Origin of the sequence: Brevundimonas sp. Bb-A (assembly GCF_009394735.1) — a bacterium.
In the GTDB taxonomy this organism is placed as follows: Bacteria; Pseudomonadota; Alphaproteobacteria; order Caulobacterales; family Caulobacteraceae; genus Brevundimonas; species Brevundimonas aurantiaca.
Genome location: NZ_CP045456.1, coordinates 764,828 through 781,494, shown reverse-complemented (window position 1 = coordinate 781,494; position 16,667 = coordinate 764,828). Strand labels below are relative to the sequence as shown.

Annotated in this window: 17 protein-coding genes; 7 read left to right on the top strand and 10 right to left on the bottom strand. The window is 68.0% G+C overall.

Translation table 11 applies throughout. The features are described 5' to 3' along the window. Positions 1-134 precede the first annotated feature (134 nt). Together BSP_RS03860 and BSP_RS03855 are read left to right on the top strand one after the other, a co-directional pair. Complete coding sequence (locus BSP_RS03860) at positions 135-1,970, top strand: cation:proton antiporter (protein ID WP_152949357.1); 1,836 nt, start codon at positions 135-137, stop codon at positions 1,968-1,970. 203 nt (positions 1,971-2,173) lie between these two features. Next, the gene (locus BSP_RS03855) at positions 2,174-2,815 is read left to right on the top strand and encodes a TetR/AcrR family transcriptional regulator (RefSeq protein ID WP_054764542.1); all 642 of its coding nucleotides are present in this window, start codon (positions 2,174-2,176) and stop codon (positions 2,813-2,815) included. A gap of 413 nt (positions 2,816-3,228) precedes the next feature. Here the strand turns inward: BSP_RS03855 and BSP_RS03850 are convergent, their stop codons facing one another. The 3 genes from BSP_RS03850 to BSP_RS03840 are packed head-to-tail and all read right to left on the bottom strand — an operon-like array spanning position 3,229 to position 4,711. Continuing rightward, on the bottom strand, positions 3,229-3,840 hold the full coding sequence (locus BSP_RS03850; RefSeq protein WP_152949356.1) for a Smr/MutS family protein: 612 nt from the start codon (positions 3,838-3,840) through the stop codon (positions 3,229-3,231). Beyond that, the gene (locus tag BSP_RS03845; protein WP_152949355.1) at positions 3,837-4,076 is read right to left on the bottom strand and encodes a helix-turn-helix transcriptional regulator; all 240 of its coding nucleotides are present in this window, start codon (positions 4,074-4,076) and stop codon (positions 3,837-3,839) included. Before BSP_RS03845 ends, BSP_RS03850 begins: the two co-directional genes overlap by 4 nt. 23 nt (positions 4,077-4,099) lie before the next feature. Next, entirely contained in the window at positions 4,100-4,711 is a 612-nt protein-coding gene (locus BSP_RS03840; protein ID WP_054764539.1) for a DUF2975 domain-containing protein, read from the bottom strand. A 463-nt stretch (positions 4,712-5,174) separates the two neighbouring features. Here BSP_RS03840 and rdgB point away from each other — a divergent pair, with 463 nt between their 5' ends. Next, complete coding sequence (gene rdgB, locus BSP_RS03835) at positions 5,175-5,780, top strand: RdgB/HAM1 family non-canonical purine NTP pyrophosphatase (protein WP_152949354.1); 606 nt, start codon at positions 5,175-5,177, stop codon at positions 5,778-5,780. Next, positions 5,773-6,945, top strand: a complete 1,173-nt coding sequence (hemW, locus tag BSP_RS03830) for a radical SAM family heme chaperone HemW (protein ID WP_152949353.1) — start codon at positions 5,773-5,775, stop codon at positions 6,943-6,945. The genes rdgB and hemW overlap by 8 nt, the downstream gene beginning before the upstream one ends. Positions 6,946-6,954: 9 nt before the next feature. Here the strand turns inward: hemW and yihA are convergent, their stop codons facing one another. From yihA to rpmH, 4 genes are read right to left on the bottom strand one after another with little or no spacing between them, the layout of a single operon-like run. Continuing rightward, a complete protein-coding gene (yihA, locus tag BSP_RS03825; RefSeq protein WP_152949352.1) occupies positions 6,955-7,608 on the bottom strand; it encodes a ribosome biogenesis GTP-binding protein YihA/YsxC in 654 nt (217 codons plus the stop codon). Then, positions 7,605-9,404: a membrane protein insertase YidC gene (gene yidC / locus BSP_RS03820; protein ID WP_152949351.1), complete on the bottom strand. Its 1,800-nt coding sequence runs from the start codon at positions 9,402-9,404 to the stop codon at positions 7,605-7,607. The genes yihA and yidC overlap by 4 nt, the downstream gene beginning before the upstream one ends. Beyond that, positions 9,401-9,817, bottom strand: a complete 417-nt coding sequence (gene rnpA / locus BSP_RS03815) for a ribonuclease P protein component (protein WP_054764534.1) — start codon at positions 9,815-9,817, stop codon at positions 9,401-9,403. The genes yidC and rnpA overlap by 4 nt, the downstream gene beginning before the upstream one ends. A gap of 30 nt (positions 9,818-9,847) precedes the next feature. Continuing rightward, positions 9,848-9,982, bottom strand: a complete 135-nt coding sequence (gene rpmH / locus BSP_RS03810; protein ID WP_003164000.1) for a 50S ribosomal protein L34 — start codon at positions 9,980-9,982, stop codon at positions 9,848-9,850. A 126-nt stretch (positions 9,983-10,108) separates the two neighbouring features. Here rpmH and BSP_RS03805 point away from each other — a divergent pair, with 126 nt between their 5' ends. Together BSP_RS03805 and BSP_RS03800 are read left to right on the top strand one after the other, a co-directional pair. Next, positions 10,109-10,870, top strand: coding sequence for a TVP38/TMEM64 family protein (locus BSP_RS03805; protein ID WP_152949350.1), 762 nt, complete (start codon positions 10,109-10,111; stop codon positions 10,868-10,870). Continuing rightward, positions 10,867-12,339 (top strand): sensor histidine kinase, encoded by a 1,473-nt coding sequence (locus BSP_RS03800; RefSeq protein WP_152949349.1) that lies wholly within the window; start codon positions 10,867-10,869, stop codon positions 12,337-12,339. Before BSP_RS03805 ends, BSP_RS03800 begins: the two co-directional genes overlap by 4 nt. Before the next feature lie 3 nt (positions 12,340-12,342). Here the strand turns inward: BSP_RS03800 and BSP_RS03795 are convergent, their stop codons facing one another. After that, complete coding sequence (locus BSP_RS03795) at positions 12,343-12,606, bottom strand: hypothetical protein (protein WP_007390203.1); 264 nt, start codon at positions 12,604-12,606, stop codon at positions 12,343-12,345. A 153-nt stretch (positions 12,607-12,759) separates the two neighbouring features. Between BSP_RS03795 and BSP_RS03790 the strand changes: the two genes are divergently transcribed. Then, positions 12,760-13,254, top strand: a complete 495-nt coding sequence (locus BSP_RS03790) for a hypothetical protein (RefSeq protein WP_152949348.1) — start codon at positions 12,760-12,762, stop codon at positions 13,252-13,254. A gap of 6 nt (positions 13,255-13,260) precedes the next feature. Here the strand turns inward: BSP_RS03790 and BSP_RS03785 are convergent, their stop codons facing one another. Both BSP_RS03785 and BSP_RS03780 read right to left on the bottom strand, forming a co-directional pair. After that, positions 13,261-14,310 (bottom strand): ribonucleotide-diphosphate reductase subunit beta, encoded by a 1,050-nt coding sequence (locus BSP_RS03785; RefSeq protein WP_054764531.1) that lies wholly within the window; start codon positions 14,308-14,310, stop codon positions 13,261-13,263. A 168-nt stretch (positions 14,311-14,478) separates the two neighbouring features. Beyond that, on the bottom strand, positions 14,479-16,620 hold the full coding sequence (locus tag BSP_RS03780; RefSeq protein WP_227976030.1) for a response regulator: 2,142 nt from the start codon (positions 16,618-16,620) through the stop codon (positions 14,479-14,481). Positions 16,621-16,667 lie beyond the last annotated feature (47 nt).

Here is a 16,667-nt window from a genome sequence, read left to right as displayed (position 1 = left end):
CCCCACGGGCGGGTCGGAGCGGACCCTAGACCCGACGCGGGGCCTGTCGCCTTAAAAAAAGTTCATGAAAGCGCCGCGACCTCTCGCCACAGGCGCCGGTTCCGGGTCACATGCCGGCAGAGCTCGGAGGGCGAATGCAGACGCACGGCGGCGACTATAAGGATCTGGTGGTGTTTCTGGCGGCCGCCGGGGTCATGGTGCCCCTGGTCAATCGTCTGAAGATCAGCCCCGTCCTGGGTTTCCTGGCCGCAGGGGTGGTGCTGGGCCCCGACGGCCTGGCGCGCTTCGCCGACCGGCTGCCCTGGTTGTCCTATTTCACCATCAGCGACCCCGGCCAGCTGGCCCAGCTGTCGGAGCTGGGAGTCGCCTTCCTGCTGTTCATGATCGGGCTGGAGCTGTCGTGGGAACGGCTGCGGGCCCTGCGACGGCTGGTGTTCGGCCTGGGGCTGATGCAGGTGGCGGCCTGCACCCTGGTGCTGGCGGGCCTGTTCATGCTGCTCGGCCAAAGCCTGGTCAGCGCGGCCGTCCTGGGCATGGGCCTGGCCCTGTCGTCGACGGCGGTGGTGATGCCGGTTCTGGCCGAGGGCGGACGGTTGAAGACCAGTGTCGGCCGATCCACCTTCGCCGTCCTGCTGGCTCAGGACCTGGCCGTGGCCCCCATTCTGATCACCGTCAGCGTGATGGCGGCCCTGGCCCAGGGCGGGGGAACGCTGGACCCCGCCGTCCTGGGCCGCGCCCTGTTCACCCTGGTCCCGGCGGCGATGGGCCTGGGCCTTCTGGTGCTGCTGGGCCGGGTGGTGCTGCGGCCCATGTTCCGGTCGGTGGCGCGGGCGCGCAAGGCGGCCCAGGGCGGGGAGCTGTTCGTCGCCGCCAGCCTGCTGGTGGTGGTGGGCGCCGGCCTGGCGGCCCAGGCGGTCGGCCTGTCGATGAGCATCGGCGCCCTGGTCGCCGGGGTGCTGCTGGCCGAAACCGAGTTCCGGCGCGAGGTGGAGGTGTCGATCGAGCCCTTCAAGGGCCTGCTGCTGGGGGTCTTCTTCGTCGGGGTGGGGCTGGGGCTGGACCTGGGCGCGGTGGCGGCCGATCCGGTCCTGCTGTTCGGCCTGGCCCTGGCCGTCACAGTGGTCAAGACCGGCGTCATCTTCGCCCTGGCCCGGCTGTGGGGCATGGGCGCCCGGCCCGCCCTGGAGACGGCCCTGGTGCTGGCGCCGGCGGGCGAGTTCGCCTTCGTCGTCTTCGCCACCGGCATGGTGGAGGGCATCGCCCCGCCCGCCCTGACCAGCACAGTGGCCCTGTCGGCGACCCTGAGCATCTTCTCCATCCCGCTTCTGGCCCTGCTGGGCCAGAGGCTGTCGCGCGCCAAGGCCCCCGACCGCCCGACCACGCCAGAGGGCGCCGCGCCGCCGGAACAGGCGGACGGGGCGGTGATCGTCGTCGGCTTCGGCCGCGTCGGCCGCCTGATCGGCGAATTGCTGAAGGCGCACGACCAGCCCTTCATCGCCCTGGACACGGACGCTGCGGCCGTGGCGGCGGGGCGTCGGGACGGGTTCGACGTCTTCTACGGCGACGCCGGCCGGCCCGAGATGCTGTCCCATTGCGGGGTTCAGACCACCCGCGCCCTGATCGTCACCATGGACGCGCCGGGCAAGGTTGATGAGGTGGTGACGGCGGCCCGCGCCCTGCGCGAGGATCTGATCCTGATCGCCCGTGCGCGCGACGACCAACATGCGGCGCGCCTGTACGCCCTGGGCGTGACGGACGCGGTGCCGGAGACGACCGAGGCCAGTTTGCAGTTGGCCGAGAACACCCTGGTCGATCTGGGCGTGCCCATGGGCCGGGTCCTGGTCTCCATCCATGAGAAGCGCGAACAATTCCGCAAAGCCTTCCAGGCCGCCATGCCCGCAGGAGGACGCAGTAGAACCACCCGCGCGTTGAGAATGTCCCAAATCAATACAGCCAAGCTGAAAAGTTAACCTTGAATATTCTCTCGCCTCACAGGAGAAAAATCGGCCGACCCATTTTCGTCATGGTTCCGTGATGCAAGCCGTCCCTCAGTATCGCGCCGATGACGAGGTCGGGGCCGCAACGCCTCTCCCGTCAGCTCAAGGCGCTTCACCCAAAGTCAACTCGGACCGCCTAGGCGCATCCGAAATTGCGTAGAGTTCAACCTGATTTCATGACCGAATCCGCCCTATCGACCGAAGCTGCGCCCCGCCTGAACCGTCGTCAGGCGGCCAAGGTGCGGACCCGCCAGAAGGTTTTGGACGCCGCCCGCTCCCTGTTCGCTGAGCGGGGCTATGAACCCGCCACCATCCGCGACATCGCCAAGGGCGCGGGCATGTCGACCGGCGCGGTCTTCGCCAACTTCCAGGACAAGGCCGAGCTGTTCGAGGCGGTCCTGACCGAGGACATGTCGCGCCTGGCCGAGGTGGTCGAGGCCGGGGCGCCCGAGGGCGAGCCGGTCCGCCAGCGTCTGCTGGGCGCGCTGAGCGCCGGCTATCATTCGTCGCTGGAGCATCTGCCCCTGTTCCAGGCCATCGTCGCCCGATCCTGGTTCCAGCCCCTGGCGGCCGAGATGCGCGCCCGGGCCGCGACCAAGAAGCTGCTGCTGACCATCGGCGATATTCTTCAAGAGGCGGTCGCCAAGGGCGAGCTTCGCCAGGACGCCGATCTGCGCCTGTTGGTCGAGCTGATCTGGGACGCCTATCTGTCCAACTATCGCCGCGCCGCCTATGACGAATGGGACGCAGCCGCCCTGTCGGACCATATGGGCAAGCAGATCGACGTCATCCTGGCCGGGGCCCTGTCGGCCAAATAGGCCGCCTTTCCCTTTTCAGAGCGCCCTTCAGGCCCGCCCGCGCCCGTCGCCGGCGGGCCTTCGTCCGTCTGGGGCCGGGCCTCGCATCGGACCGAGAAAAAACAGTCCGATGAGTCCCATCGGTCCGACGCCGCGATCGCGGTTTCGGGCATCGAAAAAGACTGTCCGATGTGTCCGATGTGTCCGATGTGTCCGACGCCCTTTGTTTTCAAAGCGGATTTTTGGCGCATCGTATCGGACAGTCTGATCGGCGTCCGGCGGGCGGGAGGCGGAGAGACGTCCAGAGCCGCACAATGTCAAAGACCGGGCCGCAAGCCTAACACGGTTTCGAGGGGCGCCGGGTCGAGGCCGCCCGTGAGAGCCTGTCCCTTGAAAAGCCAGGACCTTGTCTTTGAACTTGCGAGGATCGACCCTCAGCCGCGGCGTTTCAGGGTGACGTAGAAGGCGCCGTCGCCGCCGTGGCGCCGATGGGCCGAGGTGAAGCCCGAGACCACGCCGCGCAGGGCCGGCGACTGCATCCATTCGGCGAAGGAGGCGCGGATGATCCCGCCGCCCAGCCGCCCTTGGCCGGTGATGACCAGGACCGCCCGCAGGCCGCGCGCCTGGCAGCCGGTCAGAAAGGCCCGCAGCTGGTCCTCGGCCTCGAACCGGCCGAAGCCGTGCAGGTCGATCCGGGCCTCGATCGGATCGCGCTCGCGCGACAGCCGCTGTTTGCGGCGGGGCTCCAGATCCTCGGGCGCGGGCCGGAGGCGAGAGGGCGCGGGGCGAACCGGGAGGCGGGGCTCGGACGTGGGCTCGGTGCGGGCGAACCGCGCCGGAGAGGTCTTGGCCGGGGGCTTTTCCGCGCGCGACAGAGGGTGGTCCGGGATCGGGGCGATCAGATGGGCCGGCGCCTCGGCGCCGGGCGTGACCCTCGCGGCCTTGCGCGTTCGGGGCGTCGAGACCGTGCCGGTGATGCGGTTCCAGATGCGACGGTCCTCGGGCGTCAGGCCGTTCTCGTCCCGGCCGGAACCCTTGCGCCTCATGCCGCTTCGTCGTCCTCGATCGGGTCGGCGGGACCGGGTTCATGGGCCAGGAGATCGCCCGGCTGGCAGTTCAGTTCACGGCACAGGGCGTCCAGGGTGGAAAACCGCACCGCCCGCGCCTTGCCCGTCTTCAGGACCGACAGATTGGCCACCGTGACCCCCACCCGGTCGGCCAGCTCGGTCAGCGACATGCGGCGTTCGACAAGGACGCGATCAAGCTGGACGCGGATGGCCATGGGGAAGTCCTAGCGGAAACGGTTCAGATCGTCAGTTCGGATTCGCGGCGCAGCCGCGCGCCCTCGCGAAAGACCTCCGCAAGGACGAAGACGATCAGGACGGAAAACACCGGGGTCAGCAGTTCGCCCAGCCCTTGCGGGTCCATGACGCCGGGCGCCAGGCGGGCGGCGACGAAGCCCTGGGCCAGCCAGACCCCGCCGGTGACCAGGGCCAGGATCAGGCCGATCTGGCGCAGGCGGCGCACATTGGCCGGATGAAAGGGGTCACCCATGATCAGAGTACGGAAGATGAGGCGCAGGCTGCGCAGAATCAGCATGAAGCCGCCGAAATAGGCGGTGGCCGCCCCCAGGCCGAACAGCAGAAGCAGCCGGGTCAGGGGCAGTTGGCGGCCGCCGGTCTCGCCGCTGACGGTGATGTTCACATTGTCCAGCGGGATGAAGACGGCCGCGATCAGCAGCAGAAGAAGAAGGCCGGTGACCAGCCAGAGCAGGACATAGGCCACGTCCAGGGCCACCTTCAGCACGCTGGAGACCGAACCCGGTCCCAGGGCGCGAAACGGGGCGGTGATCGGGGCCCACAGCTGCGGCGTGCGCCCCTCGCCTCGCTTCAGCAGATGGGGCAGGGGCAGGCGCATGGTCGATCGGTGCTCAGGCCGGAAGGAAGGACGCGGCGGCTGCGCGGGGTCCGGCGAACCCGCACGCAGCCCTATACATCGCGATCTTCGTCAAGGTCGTCAAAGCTCTCGTGATCGATAAGGACTGGACTTGAGGTCGATCAGAAGGCTTGGACCAGGATGGCGACCAGGGCGGTCGGCAGGGCGGCGATCAGAACCGTGTTGACGAAGGCGGCGCCGACCTTGTCCAGCAGCAGCGAGAGGTTCATCGTATGCATAATGTGTCTCCGTTTTTCCTGTTGGGCGATCATCGCCCGGTTTGTGTTTTTCCCGCATGATCCTTCCGGTTATGTCCGGCGTCTTGAACGTTGCGGCCTCGTTCCTGACGATCAATAGATAGGCCGTGTCCTGCGGAAAATCACGTTACATATCGTTTAACGATATTAAACTTTGGCAATAGACTGTTTCAGGACTGTGATCGGCAATGAGTCTCAAGCTTTTCAAGGGGATGCGGATCGTCCTCGCCACCCACAATCCGGGCAAGGTTCCCGAGATCGCCGCCCTGCTGGGCGAAGGTTACGAGATCCTCACGGCGGGGCAGCTGAATCTGCCTGAACCCGAGGAGACCGAGACCACCTTCGTCGGCAACGCCCTGCTGAAGGCGCGCCATGCGGCCGATCGGTCGGGCGAGGTCGCCTTGGCCGACGATTCGGGCCTGTCGGTCGCGGCCCTGGACGGGGCGCCGGGCATCTATTCCGCCCGCTGGGCCGGTCCCGGCAAGGATTTCGCCGTGGCGATGAAGAAGGTCGAGGAGAGGCTGGAGGAGATCCAGGCTGCGGACATGAGCGCCTGGTTCACCTCGGCCCTGGCGGTGGCCTGGCCGGACGGGCCCAGCGTGGTGGTCGAGGGGGTGGTGCGGGGTCGGCTGAGCTTTCCGCCGCGCGGCGACCGGGGCTTCGGCTATGATCCGATTTTCATTCCGGATGAGGCGAGCGGCCTGACCTTCGGGGAGATGGAACCTGAGGCCAAGGAGACGATCAGCCACCGCACCCGCGCCTTCGCCAAGCTGAGAGCCGCCCTGATTGACTGATCCCGCCCAGACCTGGGTCGATCCCGGAACGGACCTCGGCCTCTATGTCCACTGGCCCTATTGTGCGCGCATCTGCCCCTATTGTGACTTCAACGTGGTGCGCGACCGGGGGCGGGTCGAGGAACAGGGGCGGCTGGTGGAGGCGATCCTGGCCGATCTGCGGGCCCAGCGCGCCCTGACCGGGCCGCGCCGGCTGGCCTCGGTCTTCTTCGGCGGGGGCACGCCGTCGCTGATGGCGCCCGAGGCGGTGGCGCGGATCATCGACCAGGCCCGCGACCTGTTCCCGCCGTCAGGACCGATCGAGATTTCGCTGGAGGCCAATCCGACCGATGCGGAGGCGGCCCGGTTCGACGCCCTGGCCCAGGCCGGGATCAATCGGCTGTCCATGGGGGTGCAGGCCCTGGACGACGCCGCCCTGCGGTTCCTGGGGCGCGACCATTCGGCGGCCGAGGCGCGGCGCGCGGTCGCCCTGGCCGGACGCGCCTTCGACCGGCTGTCCATCGACCTGATCTACGCCCGGCCGGGCCAGACGCCCGACGACTGGGCGACGGAGCTGGGCGCGGCGCTGGACATGGGGTTCGAACACGTCTCGCCCTATCAGCTGACGCTCGAGCCGACGACGGCCTTCGGCCGGGCCCTGGCGCGCGGAACCCTGGTCCCGCCGGACGAGGACCAGGCCGCGGCCCTGTACGAGACCACCCAGGCGGTGCTCGAGGCCGCCGGTTTCGACGCCTATGAGGTGTCCAACCATGCGCGGGGCGTGGCGGCCCGGTCGGCCCATAATCTGCATGTCTGGCGCGGCGGGGACTATCTGGGCCTGGGGCCGGGGGCGCATGGGCGACTGACCCTGGACGGCGTTCGCACCGCAACCGTCGCCCATCGCCGCATCGGCGACTATGCGGCAGGGGTGCAGGCGGGCGCCCCCTGGGCCGAGGTCGAACGGCTGGACGCCGCCGGGGCGGCGGAGGAGCGGCTGCTGCTGGGGTTGAGGACGGTGGAGGGGGCGCCGGTCGGCGTATTGGGGGACCTGGGCCTGTCGCCCGAGGCGGAACCGACCGCGGACCTGATCGCCGACGGCTTTCTGACGGTCACGGGCGGGCGGCTGGTCGCCACCCCGCGCGGGCGGCCGGTGCTGGACGGAGTGCTGAAGGCCCTGCTGACCTGACGCCGCGCCTCAGCCCAGGGTCGCGCCGGTGGTGCGCATGATCTCAGCCCGCAGCTCAGGCAGGCCCAGCCCCTTTTCGGAGGAGGTCAGGGCCACCACGGGGAAGGCGGCGGGGCGTTTGGAAATGGCCTTCAGCGTGGCCTCCTGCATCCGCTCGCCCTCGCCCTTCTTCAGCTTGTCGGCCTTGGTCAGGACGATCTGATAGGAGACGGCGGCGAGATCCAGGGCGTCCAGCGCCTCCGTATCCACCGACTTCAGGCCGTGGCGGCTGTCGATCAGCAGATAGACCCGCTTCAGCGTCACCCGGCCGCGCAGATAGTCGCGCCCCAGGTCCTGGAACTTCTTGACCGTGGTCTTGGACGCCTTGGCCCAGCCGTAGCCGGGCAGGTCGACCAGGCGCAGCCGGCCGTCCAGATCAAAGAAGTTGACCTCGCGCGTGCGGCCCGGCTCGTTGGAGGCTCTGGCGAGCTTGTGCATGCCGACCAGGCCGTTGATCAGGCTGGACTTGCCGACGTTGGAGCGGCCCGCAAAGGCGATCTCCGGCAGGTCGGGATCGGGCAGTTGCTCGATCTTGGCCGCCCCCATGACGAAGGTCGCCGGCCGCGCGAACAGAATCCGCGCGGCCTCGATCTCTTCAGGGCTGAAGTCGGTTTCCTCGATCACGCGGGCTTTTTCTTAAAGCGGGCGATGAAGTCGTCGATCGGATTTTCGGCCTTGTAGCGGTGCATGATGACGTACTGCTGCAGGATGGTCAGGATGTTCGACCAGGCCCAATAGACCAGCAGGCCCGCCGCAAAGGGCGCCATGATGAAGGTGAAGACCAGGGGCATGAACTGGAAGATCTGGCGTTGGACCGGATCGGCCGCCGGCGGGTTCATCGCCGTCTGCAGCCACATGGTGAGACCATAGGCGACCGCCAGCAGGCCGATGCCCAGAGGCCCGACCAACAGGCCGCCCAGCAGGGGCAGGGTCGCCGGATCCCAGGGGATCAGGCCGAACAGGTTCCATACCACAGAGGGGTCACGCGCCGACAGGTCGTGGATGAAGCCCAGGAAGGGCTGGTGGCGCATTTCGATGGTGACCGTCAGCACCTTGTACAGGGCGTAGAAGACCGGGATCTGGAGCAGAAGCGGAAGACAGCCGGCGACCGGATTGATCTTCTCCTTCTGGTACAGGGCCATGGTCTCCTGTTGCTGCTTCTGCGGATCGTCTTTGAACTTCTTCTTGATCTCCTCCATCTTGGGCTGGAGGTTCCGCATCTTGGACATCGAGGCGTAGGCGTTGTTGGCCAGGGGGAACATCACCAGTTTGACGATGACGGTCAGGGCCAGGATGGCGACGCCGAAGCTGCCGACCAGGCCGTAGACATTCTCCAAAATCCAGAAGATCGGGCGCGTCAGGAACCAGAACATGCCCCAGTCGATCGCATAGACGAAGCGCGGCAGGTTGAGGTTGGTCTCATAGGTCTTCAGCACCTCGGCCCGCTTGACGCCGGCGAACAGACGCTGGGTCTCGGTGGCGGTTGCGCCCGGCTGGAGCGTGCGGGTCGCGCCCAGGATATTGGCTTCCAGCTGCGGCTGGCCGCCCGGAACCTCGCGGACCCGGAATTCGGTCTCGACCGCCTCGTCCTGCTGCGGCAGCAGGGCCGCCAGCCAGTATTTGTCGGTGATGCCCAGCCAGCCGCCGATCGAGGCGTTCTCGATCCGCGGCTCCTTCAGCCAGTCCTTGTACTTCTTCTGCTCGGTCCGGTACTCGCCCGGCTTGCCGAAGGCGCCGATGGCGCCTTCGTGGACGATGTGGGACGAACCGGCCAGGGGCGGGACGCCCTGGCGCTGGACGCTGCCGTAGGGGGCGATGGTGATGGCCTGGGTTCCCAGGTTCTGGACCGTGTCCTTGATCGAGAAGACGTAGCGGTCATCGACCGAGACCACGCGGGTGAAGCGCAGACCCTGCCCATTGTCCCAGGTCAGGGTGATCGGCGAGGTGGGGGTCAAGGTCGAACCGGCCGTCAGGCGCCAGACGGTGTTGGGACCAGGCACGCCGCCGGCCACATTGGGGCCGGTCCAGCCGAACTGGGCGAAATAGGCGTTCTGCATCCCCTGGGGGCGGAACAGTTCGACCGGCTCAGGCTTGTCTTGGACCTCCTTGTAGTCGGTCAGGAACAGGTCGTCGATCCGACCGCCCTGGAGCGACAGCGAGCCCTTCAGGGTGCCGGAGTGGATCGGCACGCGCGCGGCGGTGCTCAGCGCCTGGCGGCGATCGGTGACGAAGACCGGCCCCTGGGGGCTCAGCGCCGTGCGAGCGGCGTTCCTGGCCGTCTGAGACTGTTCGGCCTGGGCCTGCTGCTGGACGGCGCGGCGCTCGGCCTGGGGCCGCAGCACGGCGAACCAATAGACCCCCAGGATCAGGGCCGAGCACACGATGAAGAGGATCGTGTTGCGCGAGTTCTCGTTTTTCATGGATTCGGGCGGTCCTGGCCGGAGGGGGCGGGGGCGGGCGAAGGCCGGTCGGCCCCCCGATCGTTTCTCGGTGTCGCCAGCCTTGTAAGCGTCGATTTCACATCGTCAAGCAGACGGTCCCACGCCCGCTCGGTGGTGCCCATGCGGGCGATGAAGACATAGTCGCTACCGGGCACGCCATATTGGGGCAGCATGGCCCGCGCGGCCTCGCGCAGGCGGCGTTTGGCGCGGTTCCTGACCACCGCCCCGCCGATCTTGCGCGTGGCGGTGAAGCCCAGGCCGACGTGCGGCGAACCGTCGCCGCGATCCAGCCTCTGGATCACCACCCCGCCGCGCGCCTCGGAAACGCCTTTGGCGGCCGCCAGGAACTGGGGCCGCCGCAACAGACGCTTGATCTGTAAAGGGTCGCTCATGCGTCCTTGGCTTTCGGACGCGAGAGCCGCTTACGCCGTCAGGCGCTTGCGGCCCTTGGCGCGACGGCGCGCAACGATCTTCTGGCCGTTCTTGGTGGCCATCCGGCTGCGGAAGCCGTGACGGCGCTTGCGCACGAGTCGCGACGGCTGATAGGTCCGCTTCACGGTCGGCTCCTGACGTTAAAAGGTTGGGCGACGGGGCGAAAGGCGTCCGCCGCAGGAAGGGCGGGCGTATAAGTCGCATGGTCGCGCGAGTCAACGCTCGACCGGCAATTCGGGATTGAAGCGCGTATGGCGAAACGAACGGCGAAGGACTGGGCCCTGCGGTTGACCCCGCTGGCGGTCATCGCCGGCCTGGTGGCCGCCTTCTTCGCCCTGGGCTGGAATCGCTATCTGTCGATGGACCTGATCCGCGAGCATGGGCTGAACCTGCAGGCCTACGCCCAGGCCCATTGGTGGACCGCCCTGGTCGCCTTCATCGCCGTCTACGCCGTCGCCACCGCCTCCACCATTCCGGGGCCGGTCTTTCTGACCCTGCTGGGCGGGATGATGTTCGGCCCCTATGTCGGCGCCCTGGCCCAGGCCAGCGGAGCGACCCTCGGCTCGGTCGTGATCTATATGGTCTATCGCACCTCGATCGGAACCTGGCTGCGCGCCAAGTTCGAAGCGGACGCCGGCTTCATGGACCGGCTGGCCAAGGGGATCGACCGCAACGCCTTCACCACCCTGTTCACCCTGCGCGTCATCCCCAGCGTCCCCTTCGTCCTGGTCAACGCCACCGCGGGCATGATGGCGGTGCCGCTGCGCCCCTATGTGATCGCCACCTTTATCGGCCTGCTGCCGTCCACCTTCATCTACACCTGGATCGGGTCGCAGCTGGGCGACCTGCTGCGGGCCGGGGTGCAGCCGGACCTGCCCATGCTGCTGCATCAGTTCTTCTGGCCCCTGATGGGGGTGGTCTTCCTGTCCCTGCTGCTGCCCATCGGCATCAAACTGGTTCAGATGATCCGCGCCCGACGCGCCCGAAGCCAGGGAGGGGCGGCCCCGGCATGATCCCCCTGTTCGATCGGCTCGCGACGGCGCTGAAGCTGTCGCCCCAGACGGCGGAGACCTGGCGCGAACGGCTGCGGCCCCGGGCGCCCGACGGCCTGTCGGCCCGGCTGCTGCTGCTGACCTTCGCCTTCACCCTGGCGGTCGAGGCCCTGATCATGGGGCCGAACCTGGCCGCCTTCCACGAGCGCTGGCTGCGCGACCGGCTCCAGGCGGCCGAACTGGCCTCGGTCGGGGTGGAGGCCCTGCCCTATAGCGCGGTGGAGGACGATACGGCGGCCGAGTTGATGCGGATCGGCGGGGTCCAGGCCGTGGCCCTGACCGAACAGGGGGTGCGGCGGCTGCTGCTCCAGGCCCCCAATCTGCCGCGCGCACCGGAGCTGATCGACCTGCGTCAACAGAACAGCTGGGCGCGGCTGACCGACCCCTGGCGCACCCTATTCGGCCATCCGGACCGGTCGCTGCGGGTCCAGGCCAAGCCCCGCTATCGCTCCGGCGACTTCATCGAGATCGTCACCCCGGCCCAGCCGTTGAAACTGGAGCTGAAGGCCTTCCTTCTGAACAGTCTGCTGGTCAGCCTGCTGGTGTCCCTGACGGCGGGCGCCCTGCTCTATGGGGGTCTGGCGCTTCTGGTGCTGCGGCCGCTCCAGCGCGTCACCCGCTCGATGGAGCGGTTCGCCGCCGATCCCGAGAGCGAGGCCGAGACCCCGTCGGACCGGCATGACGAGATCGGCCGGGTCGAGCGCGAACTGGCCCGGATGCAGGAGGAGGTGCGCCAGTCCCTGCGCTCCCGCGCCCGGCTTGTGGCCCTGGGCGAGGCGGTGGCCAAGATCAACCACGACCTGCGCAACATGCTGACCTCGGCCCAGATGGCGTCGGAGCGGCTGGCGACCTCGGCCGACCCCCAGGTGGCCAAGGCCCTGCCCCGGCTGGAGCGGGCGCTGAGCCGGGCCGCAAGCCTGTCGCGCAATGTGCTGGAGTACGGCCGCAGCGAGGAGCCGGCGCCCCAGAAGACCCGCGTGGTCCTGACCAAGGCCCTGACCCTGGCGGCCGAGGACGCCGGCCTGGAGCCGGAGGGGGTGCGGCTGATCAAACAGGTGCCCGCCCGGTTCGCGGTCGAGGCCGATCCGGATCAGCTGTACCGCATCCTGGTCAATCTGATGCGCAACGCCCGCCAGGCGATCGAGGCCGATCCCGGCCGACCCGCCGAGCGGCGCGGCAAGGGGGCCGTCACCGTCAGCGCCTTCGGTCAGGACGGGGTCTGCGTCGTCCGCATCGCCGACGACGGGCCTGGCATTCCGCCGCGCCTGGCCGAACGTCTGTTCGAACCCTTCGTCAGCTCCAAGAGTTCGGACGGATCGGGCCTGGGCCTGACCATATCGCGCGAACTGGCGGCCCTGCACGGCGGCGAGCTGAGACTGGTTCCCGGCGACGGAAGCGGGGCGGTGTTCGAGCTGCGGCTGCCCGCCTGACAGCTATTCCAGCCCGTCGTCGGTGACGACGAAGGGTCGGTCGGCGGCCTTGGCCTGGGCCGCCAGCTCTTCCTGCACCAGGTGCCAGCGACGCAGGCGTTCATAGCTGATGGCGTGTTCGGGCGAGGCGTCCAGCCAATGGCGGAAGTCCTCGATCTGCAGACGGGCGTTGGGGGCGGCCGGGTCCGGCAGGGCCGGGACGTTGGGCAGTTGACGCGCCACATCGGCGGGAATGGGGAAGTCTCCGGACGAGGTGCTCAGGATCATGAAGGGCGGCTCGGCGTCGATTGTGCGTCAGTGGAGAGGGGAACCATGACGCGAAGCGCGGCCGGGCGCCACCTTTTCGTCATGACAGCGTTGTTGCCGCAAACGCCCTTTACGGCCAAGGTTGGCCGACAGGGTCTAAACCGGGAGATGTCCATGACCATTCGCACGTCCCTGATGTCCGCCCTGCTGGCGGCGACGGCCGTCGCGGCGCCCCTTTCGGCAGCCGCCCAGCAGGCGCCGGACCCCTATGGCGATCAGCGTGTCCTGCCCGATCCCAACGACCCCAAGGCGCGCGAGGCCCTGGAGCGGGCACGGGGCGAGGCCTATCACCGGGCCGATGACTCCAAACAGACCGAGGAGGAACTGCGCACCACCCGCGCCCTGAACGCCGAGATCGCCGCCCAGAACGCCCTGGCCGACAAGGCCGACGAGGCCGCTCGGCTGGAATATGACGCCGCCGTGGCCCGGCGCCAGATCGAGATCCGGCGGATCGAAGAGGAGGCGCGAGCGGCCGCCGAGGCGACTCGCGCGGCCCAGGAGCAGTACGACCGCGACTACGCCGCCTGGCGCGAACAGGTGCGCCTGTGCCAGTCGGGCTTCCGCGAAGCCTGCACGGCCCGCCCCGCCTGGGTCAGGCCGCAGCAGTAGTCGGAATCAGCCGGCGACCAGGCTCATGTCGCGCCGGGCCATCATCCGGTCGAACTCGGTCCAGACGCCGTCGGCGCCGTGCCAGCTGCCTTGCGTCGCCGCCTTCGAATATTCGGTGGCGCGGGCCTCGAAGAAGTTGGCGTGCTCGACGCCCGACAGCAGGGCCTGCAGCCAGGGCAGCGGGTTTTCCTTGACCCCATAGACCTCGGGCAGCTTCAGCTGACGCAGGCGCCAGTCGGCGATGAAGCGGATATACTGCTTGATGTCGTCGGGGGTCATGCCCTCGACCGCGCCCATTTCGAAGGCCAGGTCGATGAACTTGTCCTCCATCTTCACCACCGTCTTGCAGCAGTCGACGATGTCGTCGGCCACGGCCTGGGTGACGGCGCCCGTCTCCTTGTTGAAGGCGTGATACAGTTTGATGATGCCCTCGCAGTGCAGGCTCTCGTCGCGCACCGACCAGGAGACGATCTGGCCCATCCCCTTCATCTTGTTCATGCGCGGGAAGTTCATCAGCATGGCGAAGGAGGCGAACAGCTGAACCCCTTCGGAGAAGCCGCCGAACATGGCCAGGGTCCGGCAGATGTCGGCGTCCGAATCCACGCCGAACTGGCCCATATAGTCGTGCTTGTCCCGCATGGCCTCATATTCCATGAAGGCGCCGAACTCGCTCTCGGGCATGCCGATGGTCTCGAGCAGCAGGGCGTAGGCCGCGATATGGATGGTCTCCATATTGCCGAAGGCGGCCAGCATCATCTTCACTTCGGTCGGTTTGAACACCCGGCCGTAGCGTTCCATGTAGTTGTCCTGAACCTCGATGTCCGCCTGGGTGAAGAAGCGGAAGATCTGGGTCAGCAGATTGCGTTCATTGTCGTTCAGGGTCGAGGCCCAGTCCTTGACGTCCTCGCCCAGCGGCACCTCTTCGGGCATCCAGTGGACCTGCTGCTGCTTCTTCCACATGTCGAAGGCCCACGGATAGCGGAAGGGCTTGTAGGCCACGGAGGGCGTCAGAAGACCGGCGCGGTCGGGGCGGATGATCGGGGTGATGGCGTTCATCGAACTGGACCTGAGAGAGCGATTCCGGAGAGGCCAGCACCATGCGACTCAGCGCGCCCGGCGCCAAGTCGGAAATCATCTATGTTGCGATCACATTTTGTCCTACCGCTACATCTTGTGTGCGGCGGTTAAGAAGCTGGGGACGGCCCTGGGGATGGGCGCCCCGCCTTAGGCGGCCTGGGCGTCGTCCCGACGGTCAGACGCCGCAGCCAGGGCGGCGTCGATCGCCGCATAGAGGGCCGCCTGGGTGATGGGCTTGGCCAGATGACCGTCCATGCCGGCGGCCAGGCAGCGGGCGGCGTCTTCGGGCATGGCCTCGGCGGTGACGGCCAGGACGGCGACGTCGGCGGCCGGTCCAGCCAGACTGCGGATGGCGCGGGTGGCGGCGATCCCGTCCATGACCGGCATGCGGACGTCCATCAGGACTAGGTCGAAGGCGCCGGCCGCGACGGCCTCCACCGCCTCGGCGCCGTCACACGCCTCGGCCGTGTCGCAGTCGGCCGCCTCCAGCATGACCCGCATCAGATTGCGGTTCAGGGGATGGTCGTCCACGACGAGGATCCGCATGCGCCGCGCCTCCAACGGCTGGGGGGCGTCGCTCTGAACGATTTCGACCGGCTCGGCTGGGATTTCGACGGTGAAGGTCGTTCCCATGCCGGGCGCGCTCTCCACCGAAATGGTTCCGCCCAGTCGGTCCACATGGCTCTTGGCCAGGGCCAGACCCACTCCCGCGCCCTGATGCGCCCGGCTGGTGGTGGCGTCCGCCTGCTGGAACAGGGAGAAGACGCCGCAGAGCACCTCATCCGTCATGCCGCAGCCGGTGTCGTGAATTTGCACGCGGAGATGATCGCCCCGTCGGTCCGCCACGACCCGCACGCCGCCCAGGCCGGTGAATTTCACGGCGTTGGCGCTGAGATGGTGCAGAATCTGGCGCAGACGCCGGCCGTCGGTCCAGACCGCGCCCTGGGCCTCGGGGGCGATGCTGACGGTGAAGTCCAGGCCGCGAACATTCGCCCACTCCCGCGACGGCGCGACCGCCTCTTCGATCAAGGCGGGGATGTCGGTCGGTTTCAGCGCCACCTCGGCCCCGCCGTGGGACACCTCCAGCAGATCCTCAATCAGGCGCAGCATGGCCTCGCCGCACTGTTTGATCGCCTCGACCTGACGGCGCCCCTCGTCGTCCAGCCCAGGACGTCGGGCCAGAAGGTCGGCATAGCCGGTGACGCCGGTCAGAGGCGTGCGCATCTCGTGGCTCATCATGGCCAGGAAGCGGGACTTGGCCTGATCGGCCGTCTCGGCCCGTTTGACGGCGGCTAGGGCGGCCTCGGTGCGCACGCCCAATCGCGTCATCAGCCGCCGCCGCTCGGTCGATAAAGTGGTGATCGGCAGGGCGGTGACGACCAGAGTCAGAAGAAACAGATGCAGGACGCTCATCTGCCGCATGACGGTCGGGACCGTGTCCAGAACCGGGTCAGGCTGAAGGCGCGTCAGGGTGACGGGGCCGTGACCCGTCACGGTGGCGCCCACGGCGATGACCGTAACCCACAGAACCGCCCCTGCGGTCCAGGGCGGAGACAGTCGGAAGGCCAGCAGGATCAGAGGCGGCAGGATCATGAACAGGATCGGCGCCTGGTTCTGGCCGAAGGCCCAGACCACGGCGGCGGTCACAAGAACCATCAGGAGCACGAATTCAGCGGGTCGGGCCTGGGCGTCGGAGCGGAAGCGGTGACTGCGCGCCACCAGCAACAGGGTCGGCGTGACGATCATCATCGCCAGCAATTCCATGTCGAAGAGGTGCCGCATCCGAAAGCCTAGGCTTTCCAACGGCGGTCCGCTGACGACGACGGCGACAAGGCCGGCCAGGAGGGTGGTGAAGGCGACGGAGGGCGCCGCAGCGATCAGGGCGAACCGCAGCAGCCGTTTCGGACGACGCATGTCCAGGGCGGCGCCGCAGAAGCGACGGATCAGCAGGGTGGCGACGATCACCTGGGTCATGTTGAAGGCGACGTTGGTGACCGCGATCACGGCGGCGTCGCCGCGTATGATGTTGCTGACCAGATTGATCAGGGCGCACCCGACCAGAACCCCCAGGGCCTTGTAACGCGACAACTGCAGGACGGCGGCCAGCAACACCGCATTAGCCGGCCACATCACCTTGGCGTCCAGCGCGGCTACGCTCCACAGACCCAGAAGCTGGGAGGCGACGAACAAAAGCAGATAGACGGAGGGCGGGGGACCCGCCTCCTGTCCGGCGTCATGGCGGAAGAACCGCCAGCGCCCGCGCCGCATGGATGTCGTCAGACCGACCATGCTTCCCCCGTGAATGAATATCCTAAGAATACGGTTTTGCGACGCCT